Below are 12,408 nucleotides of genomic sequence, written 5' to 3' on the forward strand. Positions count from 1 at the left end.
CCCGTGCCGTTCGCTGTTGCGCAGAGGATCGATGAAGACAGCCGAGATTGCAGCGACCTGCTGCAGGCATGCGGGCGGCTGACGGCTGACGGCTGGCGGCTGGCGGCTGGCGGCTGGCGGCTGACGGCTGACGGCTGACGGCTGACGGCTGACGGCTGGCGGCTGGCGGCTGGCGGCTGACGGCTGGCGGCTGGCGGCTGGCGGCTGGCGGCTGGCGGCTGACGGCTGACGGCTGACGGCTGACGGCGGCAATATCCAAGACCAGCGCATCCGCGTACAAGCGCTCCACCTTCGGGCTCACAGCGCATCGGTGCGCGTGCGCCTGCGGCGTTGATGCCAGTGCCAACGCACTCCATCGAGTACAGCAGCTCAATGGCGCGCTTGGCCGCTGAATGCGCGGATCACCGCGCGCAGTCCACCAAAGTTCCGGCCAAGGCAGGGTCACGCAGTGCGCTCCTACCCGCGCCGTCCCGGCATCAACGCGTGGTGCAACGCGACTCCAGGCGTCAATGCTCGCCAGCAGTGTGCAACGACCAGTAACAGCAGAGACGTCACAAACTGCCCGCCTTCGCTGCGCCGATCAGCCTTCGGCCACCTTACCGTTCTCGCCAGCCTCGCCGTCCTCGCGCAACAGGCTGGTCAGCACATGATCGCGCCAGACGCCGTTCAACTGCAGATAGCGCCGCGCGCGACCTTCGATCTGGAAGCCCAGCCGCGCCAGCACCTGCGCGCTGCGCACATTGTCCGGCACGTACTGCGCCATCACCCGGTGCAGCCCCAGCGGACCGAACACGAACGCAATACCCTGCGTGGCAGCCCACTGCATCAGGCCACGCCCTTGTGCCGCGGCATCCAGCCCATAGCCGAGATGGCAGCCCTGAAACGCGCCGCGCTGAATCTGGGTAAAGCCCAGCGTGCCGATCACCTCCTGCCCGGCACACAGCACCAGCTGCAGCTCGCGCTCGCCGGGTACCGACGCGCGGTAGGCGATGCACAACCGCCGCCAGCCCTCGGCGGTATAGAACGCCGGCGGCCGCAGCGGCATCGCCTCGATCAGATGGGCGCGGTTGCGTGCGTGGTAGTCGGCGACGGCAGCGGGGTCGATGTTGGCCAGATCGGACAACACCACACCGTCCGCATGGCGCACGGGCTTGAAGGCGGGCAGGCTCATGGCATCCCTCTGCAACCGCGGTATTGCGCAGCGTATCGAACGATGACAGCCGTGCATCGCACCGTCAAAGCTGCGCTACCGGTAGCGAACCGAACCCCGGCCTGGCTCTTGCAGCCGCGTGACCGCGAACGCATCTCCCGGCTTGCAGTCACTGCCAGCGCGGCGCCCGATACGCTGGCTGCATGTCCCGGTTGGATCCGACAATCGCACGGAGGCTGCACTGCGCGCGCACGCTCTGCCGATGGGGAGCACCGCAAGTGCCGGTCCGACGACTGCGGTGTCGCTCTACCGGCTGCCCTAGGCGGCGGCAGCCGAGTCAAGCGCCTGCGCCACCTGCGACTCGATGGCATCCAGATTCGGCAGCAGCGCGCTTTGTTCGCCGAGCAGCACACGCATGTGCACGCCGTCCGGCAGCGCGTCTTCCGAGGCGTCGGCCAGCAAGCCGTCGCGCGGCACCGAAATCAGTTGCGGGAACGAGGCAGTCAGCAACGCGAAGTACGGCAACGCAGGATTGCCGCCGAGCGCCTTCAACACGATGACCTTGTTGTTGACGGCAGTGGGCTCCTCGCCCAGGCCGCTGAGGCGTGCGAACGACAGCAGTGGCACTTTCCAGCCATACCAGTCGATACGCCCCACGACCCAGCGCGGCATGTCCGGCAGCGCTTCGACTGCCACGCGCGACATCACCTCGGCCACCGTGGCGTTCGGCAGCAGCACGCGCTCGGTGCCTGCCTGAATCAGGACGCCGCGGATTTCGTCATTGTTGGCGTAGCTCATCGCACCATTCCGATCTGAGAGGGAGCGCCCGGCTTACGCCGGCCAACGCTGTGCCAACGCCTGCGCCAACTGCGCAGGATCGCCGGTCAAAATGCCTTGTCGGGCCAGGCGCGCCGCAGCGGCCGGGTCGTAGCAGCCGTCGGCGGACTGACCGGCCAACCAAGCACCCTGCTCGGCCAGTGCCAGCGATGCCTCCACCAGCGCCTCGTTGGCGCCGCTGAGCATCAGCACCGCACTGTCGGTGGCCGGCAGCGCGGCGATCAGCGCGGCAGGATCGCTGTGCGCCACGAACGCCAGCGCACCTGCGTGCTGCTGTACGCCAAGTTCGTCGGACAACACATAGGCCTTGCCCGGCACGACCACCTGCCCAGGCTCGCCCAGTTCGACCGGCAACGCGGACACGCGCCCCATCTGTCGCACCAGGTTGCCGTATTGGCCACCATCGAGGGTCATCCGCACCAGCACCGCACGCGGGAAATTCGGCGGTAGCGCAGCCAGCAGGCGGCGGATCGCATCCGGACCACCGATGCCGGCCATCACCAGCACTGCGCCGGTCACCTCGCCGCTGTGTTCCAGATCCACCAGCGACAAGCCGCCGGTCGACAGCGCAGCCACATCCACTTCGGTGCGCGGGCGCACCACCACGGCAACCTCGTCGACCAGGCCCCAGGTGCTGGAATCGCCCAGCGTCGGGCCCGGCTTGTCGGCACCAGGTGAGGTCTGCGCCTGATCGACGGCACGCGTGAACATCGCATCGCCCGGCACGCTTTCGAAAGCATGCGCGGCCGCTTCCAGATGTTGGTCCAGTTGCAGATCCGAATGCTGTCGCGGTGCGAGCGTCAGGCCCGGCTCGGGTTGCAGCGAGGGCTCGCTTTCGGTGCCCGGCGGCAACACATCGGCATGGCCGTGCAGCTTGGCGGCCAGATGGCGCACCCAACGCTGTGCTTCCCAACCCTCGCGACGTACCGTGAGTTCGGCCTCGTCGAAGATCACCGTCACGCCAGGCATATTGAAGGCCGGCTCCAACGCTTCCAGCGCATCTTCGATCGCCGGCTCCAGCGCGACCAGCACCGCGACCGGCTCGGCGTCGCGCAGCATCTGCACGTCGACCGCCGACGGTTCGTCTTCCAGCACGACCTGCGCACCGGCCAGGCCGAGCGCTTCGCGCAGGCGCTCTCGCGCCTGGCCCGGCCGACCCAGCAGGGCGACCGGAGTTCCCATTGCGCCATTAGTCTCGGACACGGGCGATCCCCAGCAGGTCATACACGTTTCGCATCAGATCCAACTCTTGGTAAGGCTTGCCCAGGTAGCGCTGCACGCCGATCTCGAAGGCGCGCTGGCGATGCTTCTCGCCGCTGCGCGAGGTAATCATCACGATCGGCACCGACTTGAAGCGCGGGTCGGCGCGCATCGCAGTGGCCAGCTCGTAGCCGTCCATGCGCGGCATTTCGATATCCAGCAGCATCAGGTCCGGAACGCGCTCTTCGAGCAGCTCCAGTGCCTCCACGCCGTCGCGGGCGGTGGTGACATCCAAGTTGTGGCGTTCCAGCACGCGGCTGGTGACCTTGCGCATGGTCAGCGAGTCGTCGACCACCATCACCAACGGCACCTGACGCTGCGCTTCGGCCGGGGTTTCCAGGGTCGGACGCGCCGGCTGGCTGAGGTAACGCCGCACCAGCGGGGCCACGTCCAGGATCACCACCACGCGGCCATCGCCGGTGATGGTGGCGCCGTAGATGCCCGGCACCGAGGCGATCTGCAGGCCCACCGGCTTGACCACGATTTCGCGGTTGCCCAGCACCTGATCGATCGCCACTGCAGCGCGCAGATCGCCCGCACGCACCAGCAGCAACGGCACCTGCGCCTGACCATCGGCGCGCGCAACCGGCTGGCCGACCAGCGAGCCCAGGTCGTGCAGCACGTACTCTTCGCCGGCGTAGTGATAACCGCCCTCGCCCGATTCGTAGCGGGTGCGCGAGATGCGGCCGATACCGCTGACCGAACCCACCGGCACCGCGAACGTGGTTTCGCCGATGCGCACGAACACCGCCTGGGTGACCGCCAGCGTCTGCGGCAGGCGCAGGGTGAAGGTGGCGCCCTGGCCGCGCACCGAGTGGATATCCACCGAGCCGCCGAGCTGACGCACTTCGTTGCGCACCACGTCCATGCCCACACCACGGCCGGACAGCTGACTGACCTGTTCGGAGGTGCTGAAGCCGGAAGCGAAGATCAGGCCATCCAGTTCGGCCTCGCTGAGCTGCTGGCCGGGCTCGATCAGGCCGCGCTGCTCGCCGCGGCGACGGATCGCCTCGCGGTCCAGCCCGGCGCCGTCGTCGGCCACTTCAAGCACGATTTCCGAGCCTTCGCGGCGCAGACGGATGGCGATGCTGCCTTCTTCCGGCTTACCGGCGTCGCGGCGTTGCTCCGGCGTTTCCAGGCCATGTGCGACCGAGTTGCGCAGCATGTGTTCCAACGGCGCGACCATGCGGTCGAGCACGTTGCGATCCAGTTCGCCCTGGGTGCCTTCCAGCACCAAGTGCACCTGCTTGCCGGTATCGCTGGCTGCCTGGCGCACCACACGGCGCAGGCGCGGCACCAGACCATCGAACGGCACCATGCGCGCGCGCATCAGGCCGTCCTGCAGTTCGGAGCTGACGCGCGACTGTTGTTGCAGCAGGCCGTCGTACTGCCGCGACAGATCTTCCAGCACGCCCTGCAAGCCGCCCAAGTCGGCCGCCGATTCGTTCAGCGCGCGGCTGAGCTGCTGCAGGGTGGAAAAGCGGTCCAGCTCCAGCGGATCGAAGGTGCGATCGCCCTGGTCCTGTTCGCGCTGATAACGCGCCACGATCTGCGCTTCGGTTTCCAGATCCAGACGACGGAGCTGGTCGCGCAGACGGGCGTTGGTACGATCCAGTTCGCCCATGGCGCCGCGGAAGGCGCCCATCTGCTGTTCCAGACGCGAACGGTAGATCGCCACTTCGCCGGCGTGATTGACCAGGCGGTCGAGCAGGTCGGCACGCACGCGCACCTGTTCCTGCTGCGCGCGCGGCATCAGTTCTTCTTCGACCTGGCCGTCGACCGGCACCGGCGCCGACAGCGGCGCAGGCTCCACCGATGCCTTGGCGATCGCGCGCACATCGGCGTCGCTGGGCGGGGCGGCATTGCGGCCACGGGTGCGGGTTTCGAAGGCTTCCACCAGGTCGGTCGGCATCGACACGGCGCGGTGCATGCCGGTACGGGTCAACAACTGATGCAGGCGGTCGAAGCCGCGTTCGAACAGGCGCACGTCATCGCGATCGATGTCGGTCCGGTTGGCCGCCACTGCTTCGAGCAGCGATTCGATCGCATGACCGAGGTCGCCGATGGCGTTGATGCCGGCCATGCGCGCGCCGCCCTTGAGCGTGTGCAGATCGCGCTGCAGTCCGTTGAGGACCTCGCGGTCTTCCGGCACTTCGCGCATGCGGGCAAGCAGACCGTCGCAATGGTCGAGCAGGTCGCGGCCTTCTTCGACAAAGATGTCGACCAGTTCGCCATCGAGCTGATCGAAGTTGAGCGGGCCGATATCGAACGCGGCGCCCACCTCGTTGGTGGCCGCTTCGACCGGCGCGGCGTCTTCCACCGGTGCGCTGAGGGCCGCCGCTGCGCTGGCTTCGTGCTCGACATCCTCAGGCTCGGCCGTCGCGGATTCAGCGGCGTCGATGTGCTCTGCCCGATCGCGCGTTGCAATCGCGTCGTCGTGGGGCGCGTCGGCGTCGGTGGTCGCGCTGTGGTCTTGCAACTCCGGCACGGTCTCGGACTGCGGATCTCCCGATTCTTCGACCTGATCGGCCGCATGCGCCATTTCGAACGCCTGCACCGACGCGATGGTCTGCTCCGGCACGGCGTCATCGGCATGCACCGTCGCGGCGTGCTCGGTCTCGGCGTGCTCGTCCTCTGCGTGCGCTGCATCCACGTGCTCGACGTCCGCCTGCGCTACGTTGTCGTCAGCTTCGGCGGTCGGCGCATCGTCGTGCGCTTGCTCGTCCGGCTGCGCCGGTTCGATCGCGTCCGCCTGCTCGCTCGATTCAACCAACGGGTCCGACTGCGACGGTGCGTCGTACGCCGCCTGCGCTTCGAAATGCGCCGACTGCTCGGCGTCTGCCTGGTCTTGCGCCTCGGCGTGATCGTCCGCTTGCGCGGCGTGCTGCGCTTGTTCGCTCGTCGTTGCATCGGCGTCATGCACCTGCACCGACTCGGCGTGCTCTGCGGCCTGGTCGGCCGCATGCTCGCCATGGTGATCCTGCGCGCCGGCGGCATGTTCGGGCGACGCGGCGACGTGGTCGACATACCCCTGATCGAGGCCCTGACCATCTTGGTCGGTCGAAACGCTGTCCAGCGCCGCAGTTTCAGGCGTCCAGTCCTCGGCGATCGCGGCAGGCGCCTCGTCGGCGACCGCGGCATCGGTGTGCACCGCTTCCAAGGCGTCGATGGTTTCGACAGTCGCTTGGTCTGCAAGCGTGTCGGTATCGGCCACCGGTGCAAGCGTTTGCGTCTGGCCCAGCGTGGCCTCCGCCTCGGCCAGCTCGTCTACCGCAACGCTGTCGTCCAGGTGAGTGGCATGGTCTGCGGCGTCGTGCGCAGACGGCGATGCATCGGCAGCGGCGTACGTTTCGCTTGCTGCATCTTCGACAGGGTCGGCAGGCTGCGATGCCGCATCCGCTACCTCGCCGTGCTGCAGCTCGGTGGCATCCCAGACGTCGGCTTCGACCGCCGGCTCATCGACCGAGCTGTCGTGCGCATCGGTGCCCTGGGCTGCGGCTTCGTCATGCTGCGCGGCTTCGCCGTGCAGCGAGTCGGCCTGTTCGGGATGCGCGAGCGGGGCGACGCCATCGCTGGACGCGGCATCGGCATCGGCGGATTCGGCGAACGCGCCATCCTGCTCCAGCGCTGCGACGTGCTCGTCGCTGGCTGCAGGTACCTCGAGCGCGTGTAGCGAACTGTCTGCCTCGGCGCCGGCCAGCTCGTCCACCGCAATCGGAGCCTCGGCGCGTGCATCGGCGTCTTGCGGCTGGTCGGCCGGATGCGTCGGTGCAGCGGTATCGGCCGGCAGTGCGCTGGAGTCCAGGTACTGCGACAGATCCTCCACGCCGGTGAGTTCGACCGTTTCGTTGGCGTCGACCTCGTCGCCGGCAGCGTCGAGCTCGTCCAGCTCGTCCAGGGCCACCTGCGGCGGCCACTGCGCTTCGGGCAGCGTGTCCACCAGGGCGCGCAAGCGCTCGGTCAACGGCGCAAACGACGGAATCAGCGGCGCGTCGGCGCGCAGTGCGGTGACCGTGGTCGCGATCGCCGCAGCGGTGGCGGCGATCGCATCGATGCCGTCCTGCGAAGGCGTTTGCGACGCCGCAAGCAGACGCTTGACATAGCTTTCGGCCGGCGTGGTCACCAAGGTGATTTCCGGCACATCGGTCATCGCGAACGCGCCACTCATGGTGTGCACGGCACGCAGCAACTCTTCGGTTGCCAGTTGCGGCTCGACCTGCGTGGCCTGCAGCCAGGCGTTGACGGTTTCCAGATGCGTGGCGACTTCGGCTTCCAGGATCTCGCGCAGCACGCTGTCCACCGACGCCGGCGTGCCACCGGCGACAAGCGCCCCGGCAACGGCAGGAATCGCAGCAGGTTCAACCGCCACCGGCGTTGCCGGTGCGGGCACGTAATAGACCTCTTCGCCCGCGGCCACCCGTTCGGCGACTGCCTGGATCTGCGGCAGATCGGCACCGATTCGGCCCTGGTCGCGCAGCGCTGCGTTCAATTGCGGCAGCACTTCGTAGGCCAGCTCGACCATCGCCACCACCGCCGGGCTGGCTGGGCGCGAGTTGTCGAGCACGCGGTTGAGCATGCTCTCGATCTTCCAGCTGAATTCGCCCAGCACGCTGGCACCGACCAGACGCCCACTGCCCTTCAGGGTGTGGAAGACGCGGCGGATCGGGCGCAGGTGGTCCGGACTATTGGGCGCAGCGCGCCAGACCGGCAGCAACTGTCCGAGGTTGACCAGTTCTTCGTCGAATTCTTCGAGGAAGACATCGCGGATGTCGTCATCGATATCGCTGTCGCCAAAGCCGCCGAAAATGCCGGCATCGGCGGTATCGGCCGCCGCCGCTTCGCTCGCTGCCTGCAGCGGCGCTGCATCGGACGCTGCGTCGCTGGGGGCCGGTGCATCCTGCGGACGCGCCACGTCGAATTGCGCGGCGGCCGCGTCGAGCTGCGCCAGGAAGGCGGCCGAAGCATCGTCCAGTTCGAACTCGCTGACCGTGGCCTGCTGCACGCGCGGAGTCGTTTGCTCGGCGCTGGCGTCGGCCGGCGCGTCCGGTGCAACGTCCGGCGCGGACTCGACAAACGGATCGTCCAGTTCCTGCGGCGGAGCCGGCGGCGGCGAGAACGCATCTTCGATGCTGGTCTGCGCGCGGCGCGCATGGTTCTCGGCAATGAAATCCAGCGGTGCGTCGACCTGGTCCATATCGCCAGGCAACTCGATCTGCTCGATCTGCAACGGCGTGGTGTCGGCCACCACAGGCGCAGCGGCCTGCTCCTGTTCCAGCGCGCTCAGATCCACGGTGTAGCTGACCTGCGCGGCCTCGCTCGCTGCGTGACCGTCCTGCTCGGCCGATACCGGGTCGAACGCCGACGTGGCGATCGGTGCAGCCTGTTCGGTGGTTTCCAGCTGCCAATCGCCGGGCGCATGCGTACCGTCGTCGGACAAGTCCAGCGGCGCAACCGTAAACGGCACGTGCGCCTGGCCGGAGAGGGTTTCTTCTGCAGCCACCGGGTCGAACGAGAACACCGTATCGGTCGCCGCAGCGCCGGTGTCGTGCACCACGCTGGCCGCGAACGGCGTTTCGACCACGGTTTCGTTGGCCCATTCCAGCGGCGCGACAGGCGCCGCATCGTTGGCTGCCGCGTCCGGCGTGCCGGCATGCTGGGCAAGCGACACGGCAACCGGCTGCACCTCGGCAACGCTGCCCGGCTGGTCGGCACCGACCGGCAATTCGGACGGCTGGCCCGAAGGCAGCGGCCAATAGCGCAACGTTTCCAGGCTGTTGCGGGTGATGTCCAGAATCTCCTCGCGGCCGGGACGGCGCTCGCGCAGGGCTTCCAGGTAATACTCCAGGCTGGCCATCGCGTCGGCCAGCGTATCCAGCTGACGTCCGCTGGGCACGCGTTGCTTGCCGATCAGTTCCAGATCGACATAACGGCGCACGCCTTCCAGGTAATCGGCCGCCTGCGGCAATTCGAGGATGCGCAAGGCACCGCCGACCTCGCCCAGCAGATGCGGCACGTCGGCCAGACGCGCGTGATCCCAATTGGTCTCGATGAAGGCGACGAAGTGTTCGCGCGCCGCACCGAAGTTGGCGATCGCTTCCTGCGCCAGCACATCGACGGTGCGACGCACTTCCGACGAGGTGGCGCTGTTGCTGGCCTCGTTGCCGTCGCCGCTGTCGGCGCCCAGACTGGCGACCTGATCGTCCAGCGACGCATCCACGTACAGCAGCGCGCCGGCGATATCCAGCAGCACGCCTTCGTCCATCTGCACCTGGCCATCGACCACGCGCGCCAGCGCATCGCGCTGCTGCACGACGACGTTGCGCGCCACGCCCAGGCCCATCATGCCCAGGGTGTCGGCCACACTGCCGAGGTCATTGACCTGGGTCTGCAGCTCGGCGATGTCGCCGCCGGTGCGCAGATGCAGATCCAGCGCGTCTTTGACGCGCAGCAATTCTTCCTTGACCGCACTGCCGACCGTGTCGAGCAGTTCGCGATTGCGGCCGGACAGGCTGCCGCGTGCGTGATCCAGCTCGGCTTCGGTGGCGACACCGGCCTGCGGATCGAACGCGAACAACACGCTTTCATTCAGACCCGGCTGGCCACGGGTGGCACGGATTTCGTTGAGCAACGGCAGCAGCACGATCGGAATGTCGCGATGGCCGTTCTGCAGGCGCTCCAGATAATCGGGCAGCAGCACGGTGCCGCGCATCAGCATGGCGCAGGCCTCGTCGCGGTCGCTGACCTCACCGGCCTGCACCGCGTTGGCCAGCAGCTCCAGTTCCTCGGCCACCATCGCCGGCGCGTACAGCTCGACCATGCGCAAGGTGCCCTGCACCTGATGCAGGTAACCGGCGCAGAAGCGCATCCGACTGGTGTCGGACGGTTCTTCGGCGAAGTATTCGATCTCGTTGCGCGCCTGGCGCAAGGTCTCGTCCAGCTCCGGCTTGACCCAGCCCAGCGCGGCGTGGCTCATCGCATCGCGAAGCGCACTCATTGCAGCCCCCTGACAACGGCCGGCTCACCGCTTGCGCGGTCACCGGTCACTTCCTGCATCGACGTAATGCGACTACGCGCCATCTGCTGATCCTTTCCCGTTCCGCGTCGTGGTCACGCCGGCAGCTTGAAGTCGGCGACCGAACGGCGCAGATCGGCAGCGAGCTGAGCCAGGTTGCCGATCGACTCGGCCGTCTGTTCCGCACCCTGCGATGTCTGGCTGGTGATCTGACGGATCACGCCCATGGTCTGTGTGATGTCCGTCGCCGCAGCCGACTGCTGGTGTGCGGCGATGGAGATGTTCTTGATGAGGTTGTTCAGTGCGTTGGACACGCGCTCGATTTCGGTCAGCGCGGTGCCGGCGTCTTCGGCCAGGCGCGCACCGGACACCACTTCGGAGGTGGTCTGCTCCATCGAGCTGACCGCCTCGTTGGTATCGGCCTGAATCGTCTGCACCAGGCCTTCGATCCGTCGCGTCGCACCGGAGGTACGTTCGGCCAGGCGCTGCACTTCGTCGGCCACCACGGCGAAACCGCGACCGGCCTCGCCCGCCGAGGCCGCCTGCACCGCGGCATTGAGCGCCAGGATGTTGGTCTGCTCGGAAATGTCGTTGATCAGTTCCACGATCGAGCCGATTTCCTGGGTCGATTCGCCCAGGCGCTTGATGCGCTTGGAGGTTTCCTGGATCTGGTCGCGAATCTGGTCCATGCCCTGAATCGTCTCGCGCACCACACCGGCACCTTCGGCGGCGATGACCACCGAGCGCTGCGCCACTTCGGCCGACTCGGTGGAGTTGCGCGAGACCTGTTCGATGCTGGCAGCGATTTCGCTGATGCGCTCGGACGCGGTGGTGATCTGATTGGCCTGCTGGCCGGCGGCGTCGGCGAGCTGCATCGCCGTGGCCTGGGTTTCCTGGGTCGACACGGCCACCTTGGCCGAGGTGTCGTTGATGGTGGTCACCAGGTGACGCAGCTCGTCCACGGCGTAGTTGATGGCGTCCGCGATGGCGCCGGTCATGTCTTCGGTGACCGACGCCTTGACGGTCAGATCGCCTTCACCCAGCGAGCTGATTTCGTCCAGCAACCGCATGATCGCCTGCTGGTTGCGGCTGTTGAATTCCACCTGCGCCTGGTAACGCACGTCCTGCTCGCGGGTCCGTACGCGCACCGAGCTCCACACGAAGCCGACAATGGCCAGCAATGCGATCAGGCCGGAAACCACACCCAGCCAGAAGTTCGGAAACAGGCGCGTATCGCGTACCGAACCGAACGCAGAGAACGCATCGAACAGCTTCTTGCTGTCGTCGAGCATCTTGTTGGAGCCGGCGGTCAAGGCGGCGGCCGAGGACTGCGCGGCGAACAGGTTGCGCGAGCTGGCGAGGATGGCGTCGATGTCCTTCTTCATCGTCGTCCACTGCGCCTGCGACTGCTCCAGTGCCGACAAGGCGGCCGGGTTGCGCACCGCGGCGATGCCCAGTTCTTCGTTACCTGCGCGCAGGCCTTCCAGCATCTGCGTGAACACCACCGAGTCGCGCGCCAGCGCGTCGCCCGAGGCAGCGGCATTGGCGCCACCGGCGCGCATTTCGGTGACCCGGCGCGCCATGGTGCCGGCGACCACCACCTGCTGCAGCGTGTTGTAGATCTGCGAGGCAGGTGCGCCGCTGACCGTCATCGCGCGCACCACCTCGTTCAACTGCGCCTGCAGCTGCGGCACGCTGCCGGTGAAGCGTTCGGCGTTGCCGGCCAGACCGAGCACCGCCGGTTCGCTGGCGATGATCTGGTCGGCGTTCTTGCTGAGCGGCACCCAGGTCGCCTTGAGCTGGGCCATCGAACTGGCGACCGAGCCTTCCTGGCCGTAGCGGCCATCCAGTTCGCTCACCGTGCTGTCGATGCGACCCTTGGTCTCCTTGAACGCGGCGAACGCCTTGGGATCGCCGGAGACCGCTTCGCGGCCCTGGTTGGCCAGCTGCTGCGAGAGCACCTGCAAGTCGGCCGCGCCGGTGCCGGCACCGGCAAGACGACTGCCCTGCCAGGTCGCGACGCCGGTGTTGGCGCCAAACACGATCATCGACAACACCAGCAAGCCAAGCCAGAAGCTGGTGCTGACGCTGCCGAGCTTGTTGGTCTTGCGGGCGTCCGGGGCGGTACTCATGGTTCGACCTCGATCTG

At 67.5% G+C, this 12,408-nt stretch carries 5 protein-coding genes; all 5 read right to left on the reverse strand.

Annotation, left to right across the window (positions count from 1 at the left end; all coding sequences use genetic code 11):
* Positions 1-580: 580 nt before the first annotated feature.
* The 5 genes from FHY19_RS03505 to FHY19_RS03525 all read right to left on the reverse strand — a co-directional run bounded on the left by FHY19_RS03505 (position 581) and on the right by FHY19_RS03525 (position 12,391).
* Positions 581-1,171, reverse strand: coding sequence for a GNAT family N-acetyltransferase (locus FHY19_RS03505; RefSeq protein ID WP_259161690.1), 591 nt, complete (start codon positions 1,169-1,171; stop codon positions 581-583).
* A gap of 297 nt (positions 1,172-1,468) precedes the next feature.
* Positions 1,469-1,948: a chemotaxis protein CheW gene (locus FHY19_RS03510; protein ID WP_046962981.1), complete on the reverse strand. Its 480-nt coding sequence runs from the start codon at positions 1,946-1,948 to the stop codon at positions 1,469-1,471.
* Between the two features lie 33 nt (positions 1,949-1,981).
* Positions 1,982-3,169 (reverse strand): chemotaxis protein CheB, encoded by a 1,188-nt coding sequence (locus tag FHY19_RS03515; protein ID WP_259163933.1) that lies wholly within the window; start codon positions 3,167-3,169, stop codon positions 1,982-1,984.
* Positions 3,170-3,176: 7 nt separating this feature from the next.
* On the reverse strand, positions 3,177-10,241 hold the full coding sequence (locus tag FHY19_RS03520; protein WP_259161696.1) for an Hpt domain-containing protein: 7,065 nt from the start codon (positions 10,239-10,241) through the stop codon (positions 3,177-3,179).
* A 113-nt stretch (positions 10,242-10,354) separates the two neighbouring features.
* Positions 10,355-12,391 (reverse strand): methyl-accepting chemotaxis protein, encoded by a 2,037-nt coding sequence (locus FHY19_RS03525; RefSeq protein WP_259152028.1) that lies wholly within the window; start codon positions 12,389-12,391, stop codon positions 10,355-10,357.
* Positions 12,392-12,408: the final 17 nt, after the last annotated feature.

The sequence above is a fragment of the Xanthomonas sp. 4461 genome (genome assembly GCF_024806475.1).
Lineage (GTDB): Bacteria > Pseudomonadota > Gammaproteobacteria > Xanthomonadales > Xanthomonadaceae > Xanthomonas > Xanthomonas arboricola_F.